The sequence below is a fragment of the Streptomyces sp. NPDC020489 genome (genome assembly GCF_044386545.1).
GTDB lineage: Bacteria > Actinomycetota > Actinomycetes > Streptomycetales > Streptomycetaceae > Streptomyces.
On the sequence record NZ_JBIRUZ010000002.1, the window covers coordinates 189861 to 211860 of the forward strand.

17 protein-coding genes are annotated in these 22000 nt (G+C 71.5%); 3 read left to right on the top strand and 14 right to left on the bottom strand.

The window, feature by feature from the left end:
- Positions 1–104: 104 nt before the first annotated feature.
- Positions 105–1286 carry an acyl-CoA dehydrogenase family protein gene (locus ACH41F_RS04955; protein WP_398833026.1) on the bottom strand — a complete coding sequence of 394 codons (1182 nt, stop codon included), beginning with the start codon at positions 1284–1286 and terminating at the stop codon, positions 105–107.
- A 125-nt stretch (positions 1287–1411) separates the two neighbouring features.
- On the opposite strand from ACH41F_RS04955, the gene ACH41F_RS04960 reads away from it, so the two are divergent.
- On the top strand, positions 1412–3151 hold the full coding sequence (locus tag ACH41F_RS04960) for a CoA transferase (RefSeq protein ID WP_398833028.1): 1740 nt from the start codon (positions 1412–1414) through the stop codon (positions 3149–3151).
- Entirely contained in the window at positions 3148–4815 is a 1668-nt protein-coding gene (locus ACH41F_RS04965; protein ID WP_391237591.1) for an AMP-binding protein, read from the top strand. Before ACH41F_RS04960 ends, ACH41F_RS04965 begins: the two co-directional genes overlap by 4 nt.
- 67 nt (positions 4816–4882) lie before the next feature.
- Here the strand turns inward: ACH41F_RS04965 and ACH41F_RS04970 are convergent, their stop codons facing one another.
- The 12 genes from ACH41F_RS04970 to ACH41F_RS05025 all read right to left on the bottom strand — a co-directional run bounded on the left by ACH41F_RS04970 (position 4883) and on the right by ACH41F_RS05025 (position 19369).
- The gene (locus ACH41F_RS04970; RefSeq protein ID WP_398833031.1) at positions 4883–5707 is read right to left on the bottom strand and encodes a metal ABC transporter solute-binding protein, Zn/Mn family; all 825 of its coding nucleotides are present in this window, start codon (positions 5705–5707) and stop codon (positions 4883–4885) included.
- A complete protein-coding gene (locus tag ACH41F_RS04975) occupies positions 5656–6534 on the bottom strand; it encodes a metal ABC transporter permease (protein ID WP_391237596.1) in 879 nt (292 codons plus the stop codon). The genes ACH41F_RS04970 and ACH41F_RS04975 overlap by 52 nt, the downstream gene beginning before the upstream one ends.
- Positions 6531–7166: an ATP-binding cassette domain-containing protein gene (locus tag ACH41F_RS04980; protein WP_391237599.1), complete on the bottom strand. Its 636-nt coding sequence runs from the start codon at positions 7164–7166 to the stop codon at positions 6531–6533. Before ACH41F_RS04980 ends, ACH41F_RS04975 begins: the two co-directional genes overlap by 4 nt.
- 266 nt (positions 7167–7432) lie before the next feature.
- Entirely contained in the window at positions 7433–7954 is a 522-nt protein-coding gene (locus ACH41F_RS04985; RefSeq protein ID WP_391237601.1) for a copper chaperone PCu(A)C, read from the bottom strand.
- Positions 7951–10215 (bottom strand): heavy metal translocating P-type ATPase, encoded by a 2265-nt coding sequence (locus ACH41F_RS04990; RefSeq protein WP_398833034.1) that lies wholly within the window; start codon positions 10213–10215, stop codon positions 7951–7953. Before ACH41F_RS04990 ends, ACH41F_RS04985 begins: the two co-directional genes overlap by 4 nt.
- Entirely contained in the window at positions 10199–10438 is a 240-nt protein-coding gene (locus ACH41F_RS04995; RefSeq protein WP_398833036.1) for a hypothetical protein, read from the bottom strand. The genes ACH41F_RS04990 and ACH41F_RS04995 overlap by 17 nt, the downstream gene beginning before the upstream one ends.
- A 193-nt stretch (positions 10439–10631) precedes the next feature.
- Positions 10632–10961: a hypothetical protein gene (locus ACH41F_RS05000; RefSeq protein WP_391237607.1), complete on the bottom strand. Its 330-nt coding sequence runs from the start codon at positions 10959–10961 to the stop codon at positions 10632–10634.
- 346 nt (positions 10962–11307) lie between these two features.
- On the bottom strand, positions 11308–12390 hold the full coding sequence (locus tag ACH41F_RS05005; RefSeq protein WP_398833039.1) for a lytic polysaccharide monooxygenase: 1083 nt from the start codon (positions 12388–12390) through the stop codon (positions 11308–11310).
- Between the two features lie 100 nt (positions 12391–12490).
- On the bottom strand, positions 12491–14701 hold the full coding sequence (locus ACH41F_RS05010) for a glycoside hydrolase family 6 protein (protein WP_398833041.1): 2211 nt from the start codon (positions 14699–14701) through the stop codon (positions 12491–12493).
- A gap of 43 nt (positions 14702–14744) precedes the next feature.
- Positions 14745–16985 (bottom strand): glycoside hydrolase family 3 N-terminal domain-containing protein, encoded by a 2241-nt coding sequence (locus ACH41F_RS05015; RefSeq protein ID WP_398833044.1) that lies wholly within the window; start codon positions 16983–16985, stop codon positions 14745–14747.
- 120 nt (positions 16986–17105) lie between these two features.
- On the bottom strand, positions 17106–18239 hold the full coding sequence (locus ACH41F_RS05020) for a cellulose binding domain-containing protein (protein WP_398833046.1): 1134 nt from the start codon (positions 18237–18239) through the stop codon (positions 17106–17108).
- Between the two features lie 521 nt (positions 18240–18760).
- Complete coding sequence (locus ACH41F_RS05025) at positions 18761–19369, bottom strand: ABATE domain-containing protein (protein WP_398833048.1); 609 nt, start codon at positions 19367–19369, stop codon at positions 18761–18763.
- A gap of 93 nt (positions 19370–19462) precedes the next feature.
- Between ACH41F_RS05025 and ACH41F_RS05030 the strand changes: the two genes are divergently transcribed.
- Positions 19463–20254: an MBL fold metallo-hydrolase gene (locus ACH41F_RS05030; protein WP_398833644.1), complete on the top strand. Its 792-nt coding sequence runs from the start codon at positions 19463–19465 to the stop codon at positions 20252–20254.
- A gap of 256 nt (positions 20255–20510) precedes the next feature.
- Here the strand turns inward: ACH41F_RS05030 and ACH41F_RS05035 are convergent, their stop codons facing one another.
- Entirely contained in the window at positions 20511–21950 is a 1440-nt protein-coding gene (locus ACH41F_RS05035; protein WP_398833050.1) for a GH1 family beta-glucosidase, read from the bottom strand.
- Positions 21951–22000: the final 50 nt, after the last annotated feature.

Below are 22000 nucleotides of genomic sequence, written 5' to 3' on the forward strand. Positions count from 1 at the left end.
CTCAAGCCACAGCCGCCCGCGCGGGAACCCGGCCGTCGCCCGCAACGACCGCTGGGGCGCGGGCAGTTCACCGACCCGAGGGCGCGACAGGCTTGGTTGCCTGCTCAGGCACTGTGCGTCGGGCGCAGGACCCGCCGCGCCACCGACGTGATGTGCAGCTCGTCGGGGCCGTCGAGGATCCGGGCCGCTCTGCCGGTGCGGAACAGGGCGGGCAGCGCGGTGTCCGGGCCGAGGCCCGCGGCTCCGTGCACCTGGATCGCCGCGTCGGCCACCTGCTGAAGGGTGCGGGCGGCGGCCACCTTGGCCAGGCCCACCTCGATGTGGGCGTCGAGTCCCGCGTCCAGGCGGGCCACCGCCTCGTACACGAGTGGACGGGTCGTTCGCAGGGCGAGCAGCGACTCGAAGACGTGTCGCTGCACGAGCTGGAGGTCGCTGAGCGGGCCGCGGGAGCGGGTACGGGTCACCGCGCGCTCGCGCATCAGGTCGAAGGCCCGCGCTGCCTGCCCCAGCCAGCGCAGGCAGCGCAGGGTGCGGCCGAGCTGGAGGCGTTCGCCCGCGACGGCCAGGGCCTTGCCGCGCTCGCCGATCAGGTGGTCGCCGTCGACCACGACCTGGGTGAGGGCGATCTCCCACTGGCCGCCCATCCCGAACACCGGCAGTTCCCGCACCACACGGAAGCCGGGCGAGTCCGACGGCACCAGGAGCAACGACAGCCCTTCCCGGTCCGCCGGTTCACCGTCGGTGCGGGCGAGCACCGTGACCAGATCGGCATGGGCCGCCCCGCTGGTGAACCACTTCCGTCCGCTCACCCGCCAGGTGCCGTCCTCCCCCGGCACAGCGCGGGTGGCCGTGAGGAAGGGATCCGTACCCGGTGTGTCCGGCTCGGTCATCGCGTAGCACGCCCGTATCTCGCCGGCGACCAGGCGCTCGGCGTACCGCTCTCGGACGGCGGGGCTGCCATGGCGCGACAGCATCAGCGCGTCGAGCAGTGGTGCCGACCCGAGGGCGGCCGGGCCGTGGTCGCTGGCGCCCTCGGCCTCGGCGACATGGGCGTACGAGCGCAAGGGGAGTCCCTGGCCGCCCAGTTCCGTGGGAAGCGGTAGGGCCCACAGCCCCTCGGCCCTGGCCTCCTGCTGCAGTTGGTCCAGGGCGGCCGCGGCATCGGGCCCGCCGGCGTCGAGCACTGCCTCGCGGGGCAGCACCCGGTCGCGCACGAAGGCTGCGACGCGAGCCCGCAACTCAACGGTGTCCGGCGGGCATTGAGGTGCGCCGGTGATGTTCTCCATGGGGATTTCTCCTCAGTTCCTCAGGTCTCACGGGAACTCCGGCCGCTGACCGTCCGACTCCCTCTTCCGTGGAACTGGTCGGGGGCGATCGCCCCCGGGTTCCCGTGCGTCAGGAAGGAAGAGGCATGGCGACTCCAGCCATATCGGCCGTCGGGCGGACGGCCGGACCGCTCGACGGGCTCCGCTTCGAGGGTTCAGGTCCACCGGGTGCGGCGGACGCGCTGGTCGCGGAGCATCTGCGGCTGCTCGGCGCGCAGTCTCACGGCGCCTCGGGAGGGCGGTTCACCGTCACCGGGCGTGACGTGGGCGAGGTCATCACCGGCACCTCCTGGGGCGCAACGGCCACCGACGAGGCCACCGCGCAGGCGGCCACCGGCATCATGGCGGTGCACGGCCGACGCGACGGCGCCCCGCGCGGCCTCGCCGTCGACTACGCCGCCACCGCCACCGGTGTCCTCGCCGTGCAGGGCCTGCTGGCCGGACTGCTGGCGGGTCTACGCGGGGGCCGACGCATCGCGCAGGTGGAGGCGAGTGCCGAAAGGGCCGGTCTGCTGACGGTCTCTCAGTACCTGGCCGCCGCCGGGGCCGAGGAAGGTGAGGCCGCTGAACTCTCCGCGGGTGGACCGCCGTTCACCTCCGTCGACGGCACGGTCTTCGAGTTGGAGACGCTGGACCCCGGGGTGTGGGCGGCGTTCTGGCGTGCCCTCGGCGCCCCCGAGGAAGCGATACGCCGGGGCTGGCGGCCGTTCCAGTTCCGCTACGCCACCGCCTGCGCGCCCTTCCCCGAGACGCTGCACCAGGCGGTACGGGCCAGCCCCTGGCAGCGCATCCGGGACGCCGCCACCTCATCGGGGGCAGATGTGTGCCCGCTGCGCTCACTCGGCGACAGGGCGGCCGAGTACGACGGGGCCCCTCCGTGGCAACTGACCCCGCACGAGGCCACGTACGCCGCTGCACGAGTGCCCGACGACCTGCCCCTGGCGGGATTCACCGTCCTGGAAGCCGGTCGTCGTATCCAGGCCCCGCTCGCCACCCACCTGCTGGGCCTGCTGGGCGCGGAGGTGATCCGGATCGAACCGCCGGGCGGCGACCCGTTGCGCGGTATGCCGCCTGCCTGTTCGGGGATCTCGGCGCGGTGGCTGGCGCTGAACCGGGGCAAGAAGGCCGTCGAGGTGGACATCAAATCCCCCTCCGACCGGAAGCGGTTGCGTGAGATGACCGCCGACTCCGATGTGTTCCTGCACAACTGGGCGCCGGGCAAGGCCGCCGAGCTCGGACTCGACCACGACGACCTGGCCCCGGCCAACCGCGCCCTCGTCTACGCCTACACCAGCGGCTGGGCGGGCCGACTGGCCGACGCCCCCATGGGCACCGACTTCATGGTCCAGGCCCGCACCGGAGTGGGTGAGGCCGTCCGGCCCGCCGACGAACCCCCCGCACCGTCCCTGATGACCCTGCTCGACGTCCTCGGCGGACTGCTCGGAGCCGAGGCGGTCCTGGCGGGGCTGCTGCTGCGCGAGCGCACCGGCCACGGGGTCCGCGTGGACTCGTCCCTGCTCGGCGCCGCCGACGTCCTCACCGCCCCCGCCCGGGCCCGGGCCGCGCAGGGACTCGACCCGCGCCGGCCTGCCGGTTTCCGCCGCCCGCTGCGCACCGCCGACGGCTGGATCGCCCTCCCGGACCACTCCGCGATCCCCCACGACCTGAGCGGACAGTCCACGGACCAGGCACTCGGGCGGATGCGCGACCACGGCCTGGCCGCCGTCCCCGTCGTCACCGACCTCGCCGATCTCCTCTCTGCCGCCCCGATCAGCCGCGACGCCCACGGCGCGCCCGCCGTCCCGACTCCCTGGAGCTTCGCATGACCGTGGAACTGCACGACCTGCTGCCCGCCGAGCTGCGCCGCTCCTGGGCCCTCGACGGCACCTGCCCCGACCTCGATCTGTACAGCCTGTTCCGTGCCCGCCAGATCGCCGACCTGCACCGCACCGCCATCCTCGACGCCAAGGGGAAACTCTGTTACACCGCCCTCGACCGCAAGGTGCGATGTCTGGCCGCCGGGCTGTCCGAGCTCGGCATACGCGCCGGTGACGTGGTGGGCGTACAGCTGCCCAACGGCCGAAACGCGGTCATCGCCGATCTCGCCCTGGCCGCGCTGGGCGCCGTCGCGCTGCCCTTCCCGGTCGGCCGGGGCGAGCGCGAGGCGGCCTCGCTGCTGCGAAGAGCGGAGGCGGCCGCCGTCATCGCGGCCACGGAGCACCGCGGCAACCACCACGCCGCCGGCCTGCTCACGCTGACCGGTGAGCTGCCCGCGCTGCGCACCGTGATCGCCGTCGGGCCCGGTTCGACCCCCGAGGGCACCGTCGCCTTCGCGACGCTTCTTCGCACGGACCCGAAGTCCTTCACCCCCGTCCGTCCCGACCCGGACTCCGCCGCCCGCATCCTCGTCTCCTCCGGCTCCGAGGCCGAGCCGAAGATGGTGGCGTACTCGCACAACGCCCTGGCCGGTGGCCGCGGCAACTTCCTCGCCTCCCTCATGCCCGACGACCGGCCGCCGCGCTGCCTCTTCCTTGTCCCGCTCGCCTCGGCGTTCGGCAGCAACGGCACCGCCGTCACCCTCGCGCGCCACGGTGGGACGCTGGTTCTGCTGGACCACTTCAGCCCCGAGGGGGCACTGGACGCGCTCGCCGAGCACGAACCCACCCACGTCCTGGGCGTGCCGACCATGATCCGGATGATGCTGGACCGGATCGCGGAGGGCCACCCTCACGCGTTCGCTGCGCCGACGGCGGTCATCGTCGGCGGCTCACCGCTCGACGAGGACACCGCCGACGAAGCCCGCCGGGTCTTCGGCTGCCCGGTCGTGAACCTCTACGGCTCGGCCGACGGCGTCAACTGCCACACCGGGCTGGGCGACGAATCCTTGCGCGGGGAAGGGCCGGGCATCCTCGCGGGCCGGCCGGATCCGCGGGTCGCCGACATACGTATCGCCGTCCCCGACGCCCTGGAAGTGCAGGAGGCACCGAAGGGCTCGGTCGGCGAGATCGTCGCCCGCGGCCCCATGACCCCCCTGTGCTACGTCGCCGCGCCCGACCTCGACGCCCGCTACCGCACCGCCGACGGATGGGTACGCACCGGCGATCTCGGCCTCATCCAGGAGGACGGCACCCTGCGGATCGTCGGGCGCCTGAAGGACGTCGTCATCCGGGGCGGCGCCAACATCAGCCCGGCCGAGGTGGAGATCGAGCTCGCGGCGCATCCGCTCGTCCGGGACGTGGTGTGCGTCGGGGTGCCGGATCCGCTGATGGGCGAGCGGCTCGCGGCCTGCCTCGTGCCACGGGGCGAAGCGCCCACGCTGGAGGACCTGTGCGCACACTTGGACGCACGTGGCCTGGAGCGGCGCAAGCACCCCGAACGGCTGCTTGTCGTCACCGAGTTGCCGCTGACCCCGGCGGGCAAGCCGGACCGGGCGCTGCTGCGTGAGCGGTGCACCGCGCAGGAGCCGGACTTCCTCGCCCAGGCCGTCTGACCCGTACGTGAGCGGGCCGCCGGGAGATTCCCGGCGGCCCTTCCCTCGGATCAGGACGAACAGTTGGTCACGAGGTGATCGCCTTGGTGATCGTGTCCGCCGCGTTCTTGTAGACCGCCAGCAGGTCCAGGTCCTTGCCCGGATAGTTGACGATGTCCACCTGCTTCGCCCCCGAGTCGGGCAGCACCTCGCCGGTCGTCATGTGCACGTTGTCGAAGACATAGGCGGGCTTCTGCTTCGCCAGGTCGGACAGCTGCTGGGCGGTCACGGCCTCAGGACCGTACGTGCCGACCACCTGAGCGCCCGTCATCTTCGCCGACCACACGGAAAAGACCTGCGCGACGACCGCCGGGGCCTTGCCGCCCGGCCACGCGGCCTTCAGCTCCTTGCGGAGTGTGGCGTACTCACTCCTGAACGACGTGTCCCACTTCGCGGCGGTGTCCTCGGTCCCGAACAGCTTGCCCAGGCGCGATACTTCGGTGCTCGCCTTGTCGGCGTCGTTGTCGAGATTGACCTCGACCAGCTTCGCGTCCGACCCGGCGGCCTCCTTGATCTTCGCCGCGTACGGCTCGAAGGGCGCGTAGAGCACGAGGTCGGCGCCCGCGACCGCCGCGAGGTCGGACGGCTTGGGGTCATAGTCCGGAGCGTGCTGCGCGGACGACGGGACGATGACCGTCACATCCTTCGCGCCGGCGGCCTTGGCGAAGGCGCCCTCCCAGGTGGTCGTGGCGACGACGACAGGAGCATCGCCGTTCTTCCTCCCACTCGTGCTCGTGTCGGCGCTGTCGGCCGTGTCGGAACCGCACGCGGTGGCGGTCATGACGAGCGCCGTGCTCAGGCTCAGTGCGAGGACGGAAGGGACACGAGCGATGCGGACGCGGATGCGCGCCATGAGCTGATTCTCCGTTCGGGAATGAGATGGACGGCCAGGACCACAACGCCGGCCGTCAGGACGAGCACGGGCCCGGGCGGCCAGTCGAGCTTCAGCGCGACGAGGAACCCGGTGAGGTTCACGACGACACCGATGCCGACCGCCCAGGCGGTGATGGACTTCAGAGAGGTGCCCAGCCGCCGCGCGGCCAGCGCCGGCAGGAGGGTCAGCGCGTCGACGAGCAGCGCGCCGGTCAGCTTGATGGCCCCGGCCACGGACACCGCGACCAGGACGAGCAGCAGGAGCGTGAGCAGGTCGACGCGCACCCCGGCCGAGAGGGCGAGCTCACGGTCGTAGAGCAGGAGTGCGAGGTCTCGGCGGCGCCACCAGAACAGGGCCGGTACGACGACGGCGAGCACGCCGAGCAGCCACAGATCGGCCGTGCCCACGGACAGGATCGAGCCCCACAGCAGCGCGAACGCGCCCTGCGCGTTGACTCCGGAGACGGACAGGAGCAGCAGCGCGGCGGCGATCGCCAGACTCATCAGCAGGCCCATCGCACCGGACAGGCCATCGGGCGTGCGGGCGAGGGGCGCGACCCCGGCCCCGGCCAGCGCGCAGGCGACGAGCGCGCACAGCATGGGGTCCAGGCCGGTCAGCAGCCCGACCGCGATGCCCAGCAGGGCGACGTGCATCATCGCGAACCGCACCGGCATGATGTCGAGCCCGACGATGACGACGCCGATCACGGGCAAGCCGATCGCCGCCAGCAGCAGTGCGGCACCGGCCCGTTGGACGGGCACGAGCTCAAGGAGCGGGCCGAGGTCGGCGGCGACGAGGCTGTTCATCGGACCTCCCTCAGCCGGCCGGCGGCCATCTCCAGCACCCGGTCACAGCGGTCGGCCAGCACCCGGTCGTGCGTGACGACCACGACGGTGACCGGCAGGGACAGCAGAACGTCGGCGGCTTCTTCCTGTCCGGCGAAGTCGAGGGCGGCCGTGGGCTCGTCCGCCAGGAGCACGCCGGCTCCGGCGGCGACGCATCCGACCGCACGGGCCAGATACATGCGCTGCAACTGGCCCCCGGACAGCGTGTGCAGCGGCCGTCGGGTCAACGACCCGACGGCCAGCTTCTCCGCCGCCTCCACGGCTCGTGCCTGTGCCCCGCTGCTGGCAAGCAACTCGTGTGCCAGCAGCGGGAATCGGCCCACCGCGGGCTTCTGCGGAATCCAGGCACACGTCCGGCGCCGCCACGCCCACTCGGCCGCCGAACCCGTGCCCCGGCCGCCGACCAGGATCTGCCCGCCGGCCTGGCGGTGCAGGCCCAGCGCCGCGCGGATCAGCGTGGTCTTGCCCGACCCGTTCGTGCCCGTCAGCGCGACCCGCTCGCCCGCCCCGATGTCGAGATCCACACCGCTCACGGCCTCGACGCGGCCGTGGCGGCAGGTGACGTCACGCATCCGCACATCCAGACCGTCCATCCCACCTCCTGCTCGTTCCCCGGAAGGAGTCGGCGGAGGAGGTCCGTGAGTTCCCGGGGAAGAGGCGAATTCGCGAAGTCTTGTCGCGCCAGTCGGCACCGGCACAGTGAGCGACGGCCGGGGGCCGGCAGCGCAACGGCGCGAGCCGCCAAGGTCGACGGCGGCGGTGCCGCATCGGCCTGCGCGCGGACGTGACGAGGTGGCACGCGGCCTGACGTCACGCCCCTCCCCATGGAACACTCGTTGAAGTCGCGTCCACGGGGCATCTACGCGCCGTCCTGGCCCGGGCGGACCACCACAGCGAGGTCATGTATGGGCCCGCTGCGTTCGAAGTGCAGCGTGAACGCGATGAGATCACCGGCCTGCCACTTCCTGTCGACCGGCACGATCACGTCGAGGCCGGAGGGGGACATGGCGAGGCTGTCGCCGGCCGGGACAGGCACCGAGGTCACCGTCTGCCTGGAAGCCGTGTTCGCGGTGACCATACGGTGACGGCTGAGCGTGCCGGCGCCGCCGACTTCGGCGGAGGTCACTCTCAGCAGCCGGTCCTGCGAGCCTCCGCTGTTGGTGATCCGGAAGAATGCCGCTGTCACCGAGCTGCCGCCCGTCGGCAGGAACACCCGTCCCTCAGTGACCGTGATCCGCGCCGGGCTGCCCGCGTGGCCATAGGCGGTCCACACGCTCAGCCCGCCGAGGGCGAGCCCGCAGGCGGCGATGGGCGCGAGCGCGGCGAGCAGGGTGTCGGTGAGCCGGCGGCGCGTCGGCCGCCAGAGGTTCTGGTCGGTCATCGGGTGGGCCTCCGGACCGCGGGAGCGGGCTGCCAGGCGCGCAGCCGCAGGCTGTTGCCGACCACCAGGAGCGAACTGACCGACATCGCCGCCGCGGCGAGCATCGGGTTGAGCAGACCGACCATGGCCGGCGGCACGGTCACGACGTTGTAGCCGAAGGCCCACACGAGGTTGGCACGGATGGTGCCCAGCGTGCGCCGGGCCAGCCGTACGGCGTCCGCCAGGGCCTCGATGTCGCCGCGCACGAGCGTCACGTCCGCGGCCTCGACGGCGACGTCGGTACCGGTGCCCATGGCGATGCCCAGGTCCGCGCCGGCCAGCGCGGCGGCGTCGTTCACACCGTCGCCGATGACCGCGACCCGGTACCCCTGCTCCTGCAGGTCCCGTACGAGAGCAGCCTTGTCCTCGGGGGTGCAACGAGCGTGTACGTCGTCGATGCCCAGGGCCTTGGCGACGGCCTGGGCAGGGGCCCGACGGTCGCCGGTGGCGAGCACGGGCCGCACGCCGAGGCGCCGCAGCCGGTCCACAGCCCGGTAACTGCCGGGCCGTACGACATCCCCCACCTCGATCAGTGCCTCGTTCACGCCGTCCACGCGGACGAGCACGGGCGTGTGTGCGGCGGCCTCGGCAGCCACCATCGCCTCCGCCAAGGCGGCGGGCACGTCGTCGTCCGGGGCGAGTACTTCCACCAGTCGTCCCTCAACGTGTCCGTGCACGCCCCGCCCCGGCACCGCGGTGAACCCACTCACCTGCGGCAACGGCCGCTCGGGCAGCGTCCGTCGGGCGTACGCGGTGATCGCCCGCCCCAGCGGGTGCTCCGAGCCCTGCTCGACCACCCCCGCCAGCCGCAGCACCGTGTTCCCGCCCAGGCCCTGAGGTGTGGCCGTGACGCGGGCGACACTCATGTGCCCCGAGGTGAGCGTGCCGGTCTTGTCCAGTACGACCGTGTCCAGGTGCTGGAGCCCTTCCAATGCCTGCGGACCGCTGACCAGGACGCCCAGTTGGGCCCCGCGTCCGGTTGCGGCCATCAGCGCGGTCGGCGTGGCCAGTCCCAGCGCACACGGGCAGGCGACGACCAGGACGGCCACGCACGCGGTGACGGCGGCCTGCGGGTCCGCCCCGGCGCCGAGCCAGAACCCGAGCACGGTGGCGGCCAGCGCGAGGACGACCGGGACGAAGACACCGGCGACCGAGTCGGCCAGCCGCTGTGCCTTCGCCTTGCCGGCCTGCGCCTCGGTCACCAGCCGGGTGATCCGGGCGAGCTGGGTGTCCGCCCCGACGGCGGTGGCCCGTACGAGCAGCAACCCGCCGGCGTTGACGGCTCCCCCGACGACGTCCGAGCCGGGACCGACCTCGACCGGTTCGCTCTCCCCCGTGACCAGGGACAGCTCCACGGCCGAACTGCCCTCCACCACCTGCCCGTCGGTGGCCACCCGCTCCCCGGGACGTACGACGAATACCTGCCCTACGCCCAATTCTTCGACAGGGATGAGCCGTTCGGAGCCGTCGCTGTCTCGGAGTGACACCTCCTTCGTCGCCAGGTCGGCCAGTGACCGCAGTGCCGCCCCGGTCCCGCGCCGGGCCCGTGCCTCCAGAAACCGCCCCGCGAGCACGAACAGCGGTACGGCGACGGCCGCTTCGAGGTAAACGTGAGCGACGCCTTCCGACGCCGAGGGCACCAGGCTGAACGGCATGCGCATGTCGGGATCACCGGCGCCGCCGAGGAAGAGCGCGTAGGAGGACCATGCGAAGGAGGCGATCACACCGAGCGACACCAGGGTGTCCATGGTCGCCGCCGAGTGCCGCAGCCCCCGCACCGCGCGCGCATGGAACGACCACGCGCCCCACACGGCCACTGGCGCGGCCAGCACGAAGCACAGCCACTGCCAGTTGCGGAACTGCAGCGCGGGCACCATCGACAGGACGAGAACGGGCAGTGCGAGCAGGGCCGTGATCAGCAGACGGTCCCGCTCCGGCTCCCGGTTCTCCTCCTCCCGCTGCCGCAGCTTCGGCGGCTGGGGCAGGGCAGCCGTGTATCCGGCCTTCTCGACCGTCGCGACGAGTTCCTCGGCGCTGATCTCCGCCGGATGGCTCACCCGGGCCCGCCCGGTCGCCAGATTGACACTCGCCGTGACCCCGTCCAGCTTGCCGAGTTCCCTCTCGACGCGTGTCACGCAGGCCGCACAGGTCATACCGCCGACGGTCAGGTCGGTCGTCACCAGGGCGGTCACCGGCTCGCACCCATCAGTGGCCTCCCCCATGCATGTCCATGTCCCCCATGTCCTCGCCGCCGCCGGTGCCGCCGCCCTCGCTGTCGGACGTGCCGTGCATGCCGGGCGCGACAGGCCCAGCGGCGGCCCCCACGGCGTACGACACCGCGAACACCAGTGCCAGCAGCAGGAGAAAGCCGCACAGCGCGGGCGGGGGCATGAGCTTGCGCAGCACCACGCCCGCGCTGGTGGGAGATTGCCTGGACTCGTCCATCACCGGTCTCCAGATCGCGTCGTACGGCGTCCGTCGGATCGAGCCGCACCGATGAAGGAGTCGGAACGGCCGAGGAGCGGGTTCCGAGCAGATATGTGGCGTGCGCCACACGCGAGCGGCCGCGTGTCCATGGAGCGGAAAGCAGAAGGACTCACCGTCACTCGGTCGGTGAGTCCTTCTACGCGGGGCGAGTTCAGTGGGAGGAGACGAAGCCCTCCGACTGGTCGAGATGGAATGGCGAGCCGGAGCTTTCGGGAATCCATCCGTTGGCGCGAGCGGTTCGAATGCTGTCAGCAACGTCGGAAGGTAGGACCGGGTTGGCCTGTGTGCCGAACCAGTTGCTGGGGTGTGGCTGGTTGGTCGTGATCACCAGAGTGGTGCCGGGAGTCTCGGCGTGCTCGACCGCATAGGTCAGCGGCGACCAGACCAGTCCCTGGTCGTAGGTGGGCCTTCCGCGAAGCCTCCATCGGTAGGTGGTGCCGTCGACGGTGATGCGCCGCGACCCCTTCTTCACCAGTGCCATGCCCACGTCCCTTCCTCAGGGGCGAGGGTAGTGAATGGCCAGTGCCCATGTCCCGCAAGTTTCCTGCGCCCAGGGAACTCCCCGCTTCGCCGACACGGCCGAGCGCGGTCTGCGCGCACAGGCCCTCGCGTATCTGCGCGTCGTCCCGCATGGCGCCGCCGTTGAAGTCGCTGACGGGACAGCCTCCCGTCGCCAGCGTTCACCGTGCAGGTGGATGCAGAACTCGCCCGCCGACACCCCGCAGCCCGTCGACTACCACGCCTGCGCGCCCGCCTCCCCCGCCCGCCGCGCACGCGACAACGCCGGCTCCCCCCGGTGCGGGAAGCCGGCGTTTCGGTAGGACTTTTTACGGGGCGACGCAGCCGATCGAGCCGATCGGAAGGTTGTTGCCGGTGGAGGTGGCTGTGAAGCCGAAGGTCACGCTGCCGTCCGGTGCGACGGTGCGGTTGTGGTCGACATTTCTGACCGTGACCGTGCCGTCCGTGCCGGTACTGAGCGTGCCGTTCCAGACCTGACTGAGCCGGGTACCGGTGCCCGGCTGCCAGCGCACGGCCCAGCCGTTCATCGCTGTCGTGTTGTGGTTCATCACCTGCACAGAGCCCTGGAAGCCTCCGTTCCAGGCGTTGGTCACCGAGTAGACGGCCATGCAGCCGCTGTGCGGGTCGGTCGGGGTGGGGGTCGGCGTGGGCGTGGGCGTCGGGGTGCCGCCCGAGCCGCGGATGCCGGTCACCTCGCCGTTGCCGCCGTCGAAGACGATGTCGGAACAGGAGAAGAAGTTCTCCTGGCTGTCCGAGCGCACCCACTGGATGAACAGCATCGCGTTGCCCGAGCGGCCCGCGGGCAGGTTCAGGTTCCAGTAGTAGTGACCGGAGTCGCTGCCCACCGAACCCGACTGGGCGGGGTTGGTGACGGTCTGGATGAGCTCCAGGTCGCCCCAGCCCAGCGGGGAGCTGGGCGAGTAGCCGGGCTTGGACAGGTACACCCGGAAATCACCCGGGTGCGCCGCCCAGTTGCTGTACCGGACCTGCATGCTCTTCCCGGAGGTCAGATGCGTGCGGGGCCAGTCGGAGCGGGCGGCGTTGTAGCCGGTGAAGTTGTACGGGGAGCGGTCACCGGCGCTGCACAGCTTGCCGTCCGGTACGTAACCGGCGCCGCGGCCGCCCGCGTTGGAGTCGAGCACGGCGAACCAGTTGTACAGCGCCGTCGATCCGCTCTCGGCCAGCGCGGCCTTGCACGCCGGGTTCGTCGGGTCCAGGGCGCCGGTGCCGGTCTTGGCGTCCTGGTAGCAGAGATACGTCCGCGAGCCGGGCATCATCGCCACCCCGTGGGCCTGTGCGCTGCCCTGTCCGAGCAAGGCCAGACCGAGACCGCTCAGCAGGGTGGCGAGCACCGCCGCCCAGGAGAGGAGCCGGTTTCTGCGTCGAACCATGGTGCCTCCTGTCGTTCCGTGGCTGTCCGCTGTGGAGCCCCCGCCCGCCCGGGGAACAGGTCGCTCCGGGCGGGCGAGGGAGTGTGGGGAGGTAGGCGGATCAGGCGGGCGGTGCGCCCCAGGCCAGGGTGGTGCCGAGGTAGCCGGGGATCGCCGGGGCGTCGGTGTAGGACGTGGCGGTGGTGCGGCTGTAGTCGCCGACCTCGTTGAACGCGGACCAGTCGGACTTGGCCATACGGAGCTGGAGGTCACCGGTGTCCCGGCCCGCGGCCAGCGAGCCGGCCGAGAAGCCGACCTCCAGGTAGGCGTCCGCGCCCGCGACCGGGGTGCTCAGCGGGACGACCCTGAGCTTGACGTTGGAGCAGCCGACCGCGGCGTAGTCGCAGTAGGCGTTCACGGTCGGCGAGCCGCCGTCACGGGTGAAGTAGTAGCGGGCGGTCACCCCGGTCAGGTCGACAGCGGCGCTGCCGGTGTTGGTGATCCGCAGGCCCGGACGGATGCCGTTGTCGGTGGCCGAGGAGTCGTTGTTCTTGTAGGCGACCTTGAGGCCGCCCGCCGGGTCGGGACCGCCGCCGCCCGTCTCGGTGGTGACGCTCAGCGCTGCGGAGGCGGCGGAGACGTTCCCGGCCGCGTCACGGGCCCGCACGGCGTAGCTGTAGGCCGTGGCGGCACTCAGTCCGGTGTCCGTGTACGTGGTGCCGGAGGCCGGCGAGCCGACCCGGGTGCCGTTGCGGTACACGTCGTACCCGGTCACGCCCACGTCGTCGGTGGCCGCGGTCCAGGCCAGGGAGACGCTGCTCGCGGTCTTCGCGGTGGCCCGCAGTCCGGTCGGGGCGGTCGGGGCGGTGGTGTCACCCGGGTCGGTGCCGCCCGTCGGCACGGCGGGGTAGGCGTTGCGCACCAGCATCAGGAACTGGTTGTGGAACCAGTGGCCGGCCAGGGGTGCGTCGGGCAGCGCCCCGGTCTTGTTGTTGCCGGCGTTGGGCGCGGTGTAGTCCGGGTCGCACATCGGGTCCGCCTTCTTGCCCTCCTCGTTGGGGATGTCCTTGCTGGCCCCGTCGGACTCCCCCGGCGGCTTCACCCACAGGAAGGCGTCGAAGTGCGAGTCCGGGTATCCGGAGGGTGCGGCCTGCGGCGGCTGTCCGAGTCCGGCTCCGCTCACGTTGCACCACAGTCCGCGGTGGGCGCGCCGGTCGACCTTGGACTCCGCGACATAGGTGTCGAGGGTGGTGCTGGTGCTCTCGGCGGTGGGCCGGGCCGAGCCGCCCCAGCCGTTGCGGGAGGTGTCGACCACCATGCCGGTGGAGGCGGGCCAGCCCGCCGAGACCAGCGCCCGGTGCACGTTCTTGGTGAAGTCCACCTCGTCGAAGTTCGGGTTCCACTCGTAGAACTTGCCCGACTTGACCGGATTGCCGCCGACGCTCTTGTCGGGGTTGGTCAGGAAAGGCTCCTCCAGTGGCGTGGCGTTGGCGACGTTGGTGACCAGCCCGTCGACGCTGCTCAGCCCGGCCGCGGTGCCCCTGGCCACCTCGGTGTACTGCTGCACGGTCTGGGTGAGGTTGTTGTCCCAGCCGAGCCAGCCGGAGTGCGCGTAGTCGAGGTAGGTGTACACGTTCGGGATGGCGTGCAGCTTGTCCAGGGCGTACCGGATGCCCTCGACGTATATGCCGCTGCTCTTGGCCTGGGCGCATTCGGGGTCGGAGGTGTTGGTGACCAGGTTGGGCAGGCTGTCGGGCTCGACGACCGTGGTGATACGGATGTCCTGGTACTTGGGGTTCTTGAGGACGTTCGCGATGACGTCGATGTACTCACTCTTGTAGCGAGTCAACCCGGCCTGGGTGAGCGGGAGTTCACCACTGGAGGCGAGGGCGGCGCAGTCCCGTCCCGGCAGGTCGTACACCACGAAGGTGGCGGTGATCGGCTGTCCGGGCTTCTTCTGGGCGAGCGCCAGGTCGAGGTGGTCGGCCAGGCTCTTGCGCCCCGCGTTGGCCGTACCGCCGTGGACGGCCGCGATCCGGTCCAGCCAGACGGCGGTCGGATAGCTCTTGACCTTCTCCATCTTCGCCTTGAGCGTGGCGTCGGAGGTCTGCGCGATGGACGTGTTCACGAGCTCGGCGTAGTCGGGGTTGACGTAGAAGGTCGCCCCCGCGAAGGGGTTGTCGACATGAGTTTCCGCCGCTGCCGCGGGCTGTCCCGCGAGCTGGCCGGCCGCCCCGAGCATCAGGGTGGCCAGGGCGGTGGCCAGAGCTGCCGACCGTCGTCGGCGCATGCGCGGCAGCGAGGCGCCGTCGGTTTTGGTCGGGTGGGTCATCGTGCCCTCCTCGGTGGTACGTGCGGGTATGCCGGTCGTACGTTCAGGAGCCGGTGCACTGCGGAGCGGGCGTGCCCGCGCCGCCGTTGGCGGTGAAGCCGAACGAGGTGGTGGCGCCGGGAGACAGGGCGCCGTTGTGGGCGGCGTTGCGGACGGTCGCGCGGCCCTGGGCCACGGTCAGGGAGCCGTTCCACAAGCTGTTGATGGTGGAGCCGCCCAGGTCCCAGGCGACGGACCAGCCGGTCAGCGGGCCGGTGCCGGAGTTCTTGACGGTCATCTCCGCCTGGTAGCCGCCGGACCAGGCCGAGACGACCTTGAACTGGGCGGTGCAGGCCTTGGGTTGCGGCTCGGGCTCCGGGTCCGGGTCGGGGTCTGGGTCGGGACCGGTGCCGTAGGTCAGGCCGTGCCCGTAGGCGAAGAGCGGGCTCTTGCCGTCGCCGTCGTTGATGGGCTGCTGGGAAGCGCTGCGCATCCACGTCATGGGGAGCTTGCCGGTCGGGGCGTAGTCGCCGAAGAGCACGTCCGACACTCCGGCGCCCTCGGTGCCGGGCAGCCAGGCCGCCAACAGGGCGCGCCAGTCCGGCAGTTGGGCGGCGATGTCGAGCGGGCGCCCGGAGACCAGGACCACCACGACGGGCACCCCGCTGGCCTTGAGCCGGCTGAGGGTCTGTAGGTCCTCCTGGTCCAGCCCCATGCTGCCGGGCCGGTCGCCGTGCATCTCGGCGTACGGCGTCTCCCCGACCACCGCGACGGCGGCGGTGTAGCTGCCGTCGATGCCGTTGCCGTAGCGGTCGTAGGTGATCCGGGACGGGTCGGTCGCGGCGGCGCGGATGCCCTGGAGGACGGTCGTGCCCTCGGTGACGGAGCCGCTGCGGCCCTGCCAGCCCAGGGTCCAGCCGCCGCTCTGGTTGCCGATGTCGGCGGCGGACTTGCCGGCCACGAACAGCCTGGCGTTCTTCGCCAGTGGCAGGATCGCGCCGTCGTTCTTCAGCAGCACCTGCGACTGCCGCACCGCCTGCCGGGCCAGGGCCCGGTGCTCCGCTGAGCCCACGGTCGGGGTCAACGACCGGTCGGTGAGCGGCCTTTCGAAGAGGCCGAGCTGGAACTTCTTGGTGAGGATGCGCCGGTTGGCGTCGTCGACGCGCGCCAGGGGGATCCGCCCGGCGCTCACCTCGCCACGCACCAGGGTGAGGAACTTCTTGTAGTCGTGCGGGACCATCACCATGTCGACGCCCGCGTTGACGGCCGTGGTGATCTCGGCGCCGGTGAAGCCGCTCTGCCCGTCCAGCTGGTCGAGTGCGGCCCAGTCCGAGACGACGAAGCCGGTGAAGCCCAGCTCGCCCTTGAGGACGTCGGTGACCAGGTACTTGTTCCCGTGCGAGCGCACGCCGTTCCAGCTGCTGTAGGACAGCATCACCGAGCCCACGCCCCGCCGTACCGCCTCCTGGAAGGGCGGCAGATGGATCGCGCGCAGCTCGGCCTCGGACAGCTCGGTGTTGCCCTGGTCGACGCCTCCGGTGGTGCCGCCGTCGCCGATGTAGTGCTTGGCGGTGGCCAGCACCGACGCCGGGTCGCCGCCCAGGGCAGTGCCCTGCATGCCGGTGACGAACGTGGCCATGGACGTGGGCAGTTCGGGCTTCTCGCCGAACGACTCGTAGGTGCGGCCCCACCGGTCGTTGCGGGCCACGCACAGACACGGCGCGAAGGACCAGTCGATGCCGGTACCGGCCACCTCCTCGGCCACCGCCCGTCCGACGCGCTGCACCAGCGCCGGGTCACGGGTGGCACCGAGGCCGATGTTGTGCGGGAAGAGGGTGGCGCCGCGCACCGCGTTGTGGCCGTGCACCGCGTCGATGCCGTAGATCATCGGGATGCCGAGCGGGGTGGTGAGGGCGGTGCGCTGGAGGGAGTCGTAGGTGTCGGCCCAGGTCTGGGCGTTGTTGGGGCTGACCGTCGAGTCGCCGCCGGAGAGCACCGAGCCGATGCGGTAGGTGGCGAGGTCGGACTGCGGGACGAGCGCGTCCTTCTCGACCTGGGTCATCTGCCCGAGCTTGTCGTCGAGCGTCATCCGGGAGAGCAGATCGGTGACCCGCTGAGCCACCGGAAGGGAGGGATCCTGGTACGGCAGGGCGGCGGTGGCCGTGGGGACCTGGGCTGGCGGGGCGGCGGCCAGGCCGGTCAGGGCGAGGGTCGCGGCGCACAGCGCGGCGACGAGGGCGGGGCGACGGGTCCGGGAACGCAGAGGTACAGGAGGGCTTGCGGACACGGTGCGGCTCGGGCTCATGGGGTGCGGCCTTTCCGGGTGCGGGCCGGAGGGGCGGACGTGGGGGTCGGGGCCCGCCCCCCGTCGGTGCGGGAAGGCGGGGCGGGCCCCGGAGGAGGCCGGTGCGGCGCACCGGCCGGGTCAGGCGTTGGTGCAGGCCGTCCCGTTCAGGGTGAAGCTGCCGGGCTTGGCGAAGGTGCCGCTGTACGTGCCCTGGAAGCCGAAGTTCTGGCTGCCGCCGGCGGCGATCTGCGCGTTGTGCGCCACGGGAGTGGCCGTCACCGCGCCGGAGGAGCCGGACAGGGTGGCGTTCCAGGAGTTGGTGACGCGCTGTCCGGAGGGCAGCGTGAAGCCGAGCTGCCAGGTGTTGAGGGCGGTGGTACCGGTGTTCTTCACGGTGACGTTGGCGGTGTAGCCGCCCTGCCAGACACTGGTCGCGTAGGTCACCTGGCAGGCCGTGGCGGGCCCACCGGGGCCACCCGGGTCGCCGCCGCCACCGAGGTTGACGGTGGAGGAGAAGGAGTTCACCGCGAGTCCGGCGCCGTTCTGCCACGGCTCGAACCCGGCCTGAACGCTCGTCAGGTACCAGTTGTTCTGCGCCATCCCCCGGGCCACGGTCTGGTCGACGAAGTCCATGACGTCGAAGCTCCAACTGCTGATCGCCGAGGGAGCGACGAAGGAGATCACGTCGTTGGAGCCGTTGCTGCCGGTCCACACCTGCCAGGTGCGGCCGCCGACGGTCGCGGTGCCGACCTGCGAGCCGATCGGCTGGATGGAGCCCACCCGGTTGAACCAGATCATGATCTCGGTGCGGTTGACGCCGTCGGTGCGGGGCGTCGGGTCCAGCCAGATGTCGTACGAGGCGTTGTACACGGCGCCCGAGACAAAGCCGTAGGAGATGCTGCTGGGCGCGCTGGAGATGGTGCTGAGCTGCGCCGGCAGGTTGGTGCCCGGCGAACAGTTCGTGTAGTGGCAGCCGTTGAACACCGACGGGTACGACTTCGGGGCGCCGTTGGTGGGCACCGAGCCGTCGGCCTGGGTGAGGCGGAAGCCGCTGTCGGTGGCGGTGACGCACTGGGTGGCGCTGGTGCCCCAGCGGTTGTTCTGCACGACGTAGCGGCCCTGGATGACGGTCGAGCCGAACTGCTCGCAGATCGTGGTGTCGGCCTGGGCCTGCGGTGCGGCGACGAGGAGAGCCGCGAGCGCGGCAAGAGCGGAGAGCAGCGCGGCGAACAGGCCGCGCACGGGGCGGGGACGGTGCGATAAGGGTCGCATGCGGGTGCCTCTCGTGAACGTGGCTCGGCTGTATCGGGGCCGGTACGGGAGCGCTCCCACCTCCCCACTGATGGGAGCGCTCCCACCCCACTGGTTCGGGTCGGACTGTAGAAGTCCGCCCATGTCCCTGACAACCCTGTGCGCGCGAATGCGTCGAATGGATTTCGAAGTCGCAGGCCAGGCGGGCACGTCGCAACCTTTCGATGGGCGCCGGGAGTTGGGAGCGCTCCCGAAAGGTTTCGCTCGGGCCCGTCTGCGGCTCTTAGATCGAGCCGCGGAACCCCCGGGCAGGCGAGCCACCTCCGGTTGTTCCGTCCCTCGGTGCGGGTGGCAGAGTTCCCTCCCGCCGCCGGGACAAGCGGTGCTGCCATGACGACCGGTTTCGGCGTGCGGGCACGCCTGGGACCGGCCCGGCCGAGATCTCCGACCCGCGCTCTTCTGCCGGTCAGCAACCGGAAGCCTGCCGCGGGTGTTTCGCGTGACCGCAGGGCGGTCCGCAGGAGAGCCGTAGGGGTGCTTCGTCAGTCCGAGGCGCCGCTGCGCCGCGCGTAGGCGCGGGCGGCGCGGGCACGGTCGCCGCAGCGTGTGGAGCACCAGTGGCGCCGGCCGTGGGTGCGCAGGAGGAACCGGTCGCAGGGGGCTGAGCCGCAGGCGGCGAGGATGTCGGCGTCGGGACCGGTGAGCAGGTCGGCGGCGTCGGCGGCGAGGGCCGCCAGTGCGTGGGTGACGGCCTGGTCGGTGGGGTGCGCCTGGATGCGGCGCAGCCCCCGGGCACCGTCCCAGGCCAGGAGGGGGGCGGTGGGCACGGCCGTCAGGGCCTCGTTCACCGCGCTCAGGGACTCCTCGGGCGGCGTGGTGGCGTCGACGCGGGCGGCGAACAGGGCACGGATGTGCACGCGCAACGTTCGCATCCGCTGCGCGCACACCTCGTACAGCTGCACCTCCGGGGTGGTCAGGTCGTGGGTGGCGAGCCAGCGCATGGCGGATTCCGGGGCTGCGAGCAGGTCGTAGCTCTGGCCGGCGGGCAGCGTGGCGGTGGTGTCGGCGAAGTCCAGGGAGCGGTACCGGTCGGCACCCGGCGCCGGGGGCAGAGCGGTCGGTGCCACGTCGGTGGCCAGGGTGTCGTCCATACCCCTCATGGTAACGCTTGCCTTTTTCCGTGATGCCTGCCTAGCCTGGACTCACGTTAACCACAGGTTTTTTTCGTGAGAAGCGGAGACGTGATGTCCCAGCTCAACGCCAGCCAGTTCCCGGTCCGCACGCTCGGTGGCCCGACCGCCCTGTTCGAGTACGGCGGCCTGCGCTTCCTGACCGACCCGACCTTCGACGGCCCTGGCGACTACCCCTCACCCGGTCGCCCGACCCTGACCAAGACCGTCCCCTCCACCACCACCCCCGCCGGACTCGGCCCCATCGACGTGGTCCTGCTCTCCCACGACGAGCACGCCGACAACCTCGACACCTCCGGTCGCGCCCTGCTCGCCGACGTCCCCCTCACCCTCACCACCCCCGGCGGCGGCAAGCGCCTCGGGGGGAACGCCAAGGGCCTGGCCGACTGGGAATCGACCGAGCTGGAGCGCCCCGGCGGCGGCACCATCACGGTGACGGGGGTCCCTGCCGTCCACGGCCCCGGCGCGCGTGAGGACATCGAGCCCATCACCGGCCAGGTGGTCGGCTTCGTCCTGACGGGCGAGGGACTGCCGACGGTCTACGTCAGCGGAGACAACGCCTCGCTCGACGCGGTCAGGGAGATCGCCGACCGCTTCAGCCCGATCGACACCGCCCTCCTGTTCGCCGGCGCACCCCGCTTCCCCATGCTCTTCGACGGCCGACCGCTCGTCCTGGACAGCGCCCAGGCCGCCGAGGCCACCCGGATACTCGACGCCCGCCGCGTCGTCCCGGTCCACCACGACAGCTGGGCCCACTTCACCGAGGGCCGCGACGAGTTGGAGGCAGCCTTCGCCGCCGCTGGCCTGACCGACCGCCTGGACCAGGACTGGGCACAGCGCGCCTGAACCCGGACCACAGCGCTTCAGCAGGGCGACTACGGCTGCTCGCGCCCCTGCATCGACTGACGGATCGCCCCAACTCTCCAGCCTGGCAAGGCCCTGCCACCCGGCCCCGACAACCTCCGCCCCTTCACCGGCTGTCGCTCGTCGCGCACCTCACCGAGATCGATGAGGTGCGCCGCGAGCAGGTGATGTCGTGCATCCCTCTTCAAGGATCCACCAGCGCATACGCTGCCCGCGCTCACTGGTGCCAGCCACAGCCCTACGGCAGGCTGCCGGTACGAACAACGTCGGCATACCAGCGCGCGCTGGACTTGGGGATGCGCTTGCCGGTCGGGTAGTCGACGTAGACCGCACCGAAGCGCTTGCTGTAGCCGTAACCCCACTCGAAGTTGTCGAGGAGAGACCACAGGAAGTAACCCCGTACATCGACACCGGCCTTGATCGCCTGGTAAACGGCCGACAGGTGGCCGTGGAGGTAGGCGATGCGTTCGGGGTCGGCCACCTCGCCCTCCGGGTTGACGTAGTCGTCGAACGCCGCCCCGTTCTCGGTGATCACCAGAGGCGTCGCGGGGAAGTCCGCCTTGAGACGGGTCAGCAGGTCGTACAGGCCGCTGGGGTCGACCGCCCAGCCCATGGCGGTGGTGCTGCCCGGCGGACGGTGGAAGGCGACGTTGTCGGCGCCGGGCCAGGGGCTGTGCTCGCTCGCACCATGGCCGTCGGAGCCGTGGCCGGCCTCGTCGGTGGCCGCGGAGACGAGCGTCGGCGTGTAGTAGTTGACGCCCAGGAAGTCCAGCGGCTGGTGGATGGTGGCGGTGTCGCCGTCCCGTACGAAGGACCAGTCGGTCAGGCTCGCCGTGTCCTGGAAGAGGTCCTGGGGGTACTGGCCTTGCAGGAGTGGGCCGGTGAAGACACGGTTGGCCAGTGCGTCGATCCGCCGGGCCGCGTCGACGTCCTCGGCTGCCTCGGTCAGCGCGCGGACGTGGTGAATGTTGAGGGTGATGGATGCCTGCGCGCGTGCGGGCAGTTCGGCGCGCAGCGCCTGTACGGCCTTGCCGTGGGCGAGGTTGAGATGGTGCGCCGCACGCAGGGCCGCGACGGGGTCGGTGCGGCCGGGGGCATGGACGCCTGAGCCGTATCCGAGGAAGGCGCTGCACCAGGGCTCGTTGAGGGTGATCCAGGTCTTGACCCGGTCTCCCAGCGCCCGAGCCGCCAGGGCCGCGTAGTCGGCGAACCGGTCGGCGGTGGCGCGCTCGGGCCAGCCGCCGGCGTCCTCCAACTCCTGTGGCAGGTCCCAGTGATACAGCGTGACCACCGGTTCGATGCCTTTTTCCAGCAGTGCGTCGGTGAGGGCGCGATAGAAGTCCAGCCCCTGTTCGACGGCCGGGCCGCGGCCGGTCGGCTGTACACGCGACCAGGACAGGGAGAACCGGTACGCGCTCACTCCGAGGTCGGCCATGATCTCGACGTCCTCGCGCCAACGGTGGTAGTGGTCGGTGGCGACGTCACCGGTGTCACCGTTGCGCACCCTGCCGGGCGTGTGAGAGTAGGTGTCCCAGATCGAAGGAGTGCGTCCGCCCTCGGCGGCGGCACCCTCGATCTGGTAGGCGGCGGTCGCCGTGCCCCAGGTGAATCCCGGCGGAAAGGTGCGGCCGGCGATGGTCTCCGGGGCGGGCGCGAGGTGTCGGGTCGCAGTGCTCACGTGGGTCCTTCCAGATGATGTGCGGGCAGGAAGAGGTGAAGTGGGGCAAG

Coding starts and splice junctions, on each gene's coding strand:
- ACH41F_RS04955 (WP_398833026.1), bottom strand. CDS start 1,286: ATGGAGAACATCACCGGCGCACCTCAATGCCCGCCGGACACCGTTGAG.
- ACH41F_RS04960 (WP_398833028.1), top strand. CDS start 1,412: ATGGCGACTCCAGCCATATCGGCCGTCGGGCGGACGGCCGGACCGCTC.
- ACH41F_RS04965 (WP_391237591.1), top strand. CDS start 3,148: ATGACCGTGGAACTGCACGACCTGCTGCCCGCCGAGCTGCGCCGCTCC.
- ACH41F_RS04970 (WP_398833031.1), bottom strand. CDS start 5,707: ATGGCGCGCATCCGCGTCCGCATCGCTCGTGTCCCTTCCGTCCTCGCA.
- ACH41F_RS04975 (WP_391237596.1), bottom strand. CDS start 6,534: ATGAACAGCCTCGTCGCCGCCGACCTCGGCCCGCTCCTTGAGCTCGTG.
- ACH41F_RS04980 (WP_391237599.1), bottom strand. CDS start 7,166: ATGGACGGTCTGGATGTGCGGATGCGTGACGTCACCTGCCGCCACGGC.
- ACH41F_RS04985 (WP_391237601.1), bottom strand. CDS start 7,954: ATGACCGACCAGAACCTCTGGCGGCCGACGCGCCGCCGGCTCACCGAC.
- ACH41F_RS04990 (WP_398833034.1), bottom strand. CDS start 10,215: ATGGGGGAGGCCACTGATGGGTGCGAGCCGGTGACCGCCCTGGTGACG.
- ACH41F_RS04995 (WP_398833036.1), bottom strand. CDS start 10,438: ATGGACGAGTCCAGGCAATCTCCCACCAGCGCGGGCGTGGTGCTGCGC.
- ACH41F_RS05000 (WP_391237607.1), bottom strand. CDS start 10,961: ATGGCACTGGTGAAGAAGGGGTCGCGGCGCATCACCGTCGACGGCACC.
- ACH41F_RS05005 (WP_398833039.1), bottom strand. CDS start 12,390: ATGGTTCGACGCAGAAACCGGCTCCTCTCCTGGGCGGCGGTGCTCGCC.
- ACH41F_RS05010 (WP_398833041.1), bottom strand. CDS start 14,701: ATGACCCACCCGACCAAAACCGACGGCGCCTCGCTGCCGCGCATGCGC.
- ACH41F_RS05015 (WP_398833044.1), bottom strand. CDS start 16,985: ATGAGCCCGAGCCGCACCGTGTCCGCAAGCCCTCCTGTACCTCTGCGT.
- ACH41F_RS05020 (WP_398833046.1), bottom strand. CDS start 18,239: ATGCGACCCTTATCGCACCGTCCCCGCCCCGTGCGCGGCCTGTTCGCC.
- ACH41F_RS05025 (WP_398833048.1), bottom strand. CDS start 19,369: ATGGACGACACCCTGGCCACCGACGTGGCACCGACCGCTCTGCCCCCG.
- ACH41F_RS05030 (WP_398833644.1), top strand. CDS start 19,463: ATGTCCCAGCTCAACGCCAGCCAGTTCCCGGTCCGCACGCTCGGTGGC.